The sequence below is a fragment of the Cellulomonas sp. GbtcB1 genome (genome assembly GCF_019091725.1).
Lineage (GTDB): Bacteria > Actinomycetota > Actinomycetes > Actinomycetales > Cellulomonadaceae > Cellulomonas.
This window is the reverse complement of sequence record NZ_JAGXJG010000760.1, coordinates 1-228: the sequence shown is the minus strand read 5'-3', so window position 1 is coordinate 228 and position 228 is coordinate 1. Positions and strand designations below refer to the sequence as shown.

The 228-nt window shown below is 79.8% G+C and carries 1 protein-coding gene; it reads right to left on the bottom strand.

Annotated features, from left to right (window positions below):
* A partial coding sequence (locus KVT14_RS22105; protein WP_217617458.1) for a hypothetical protein occupies positions 1 to 228 on the bottom strand: 228 nt, incomplete at both ends.

The following is a 228-nucleotide window of genomic DNA, read 5'->3' as shown; positions in this document are numbered from 1 at the left end:
GCTCCAGCCGGCGCCAGCCGGGCCGGCCCCCGGCCGACACCACGACCAGGACTAGGAAGCCCGCGAGGCCCACCGGCGGGCCGCCGAAGTTCGCCCCGGTGGCCGGCGTCGTCGACACGATGCCGGACACCACCCCGAGGGTCAGCAGCCCGGTGAGCGCGCCCACCGCGGTCGCCGACCGGCGCCGGCCACGGCGGACCAGGGGGTCGACGAGCGCGACCGCGCCGA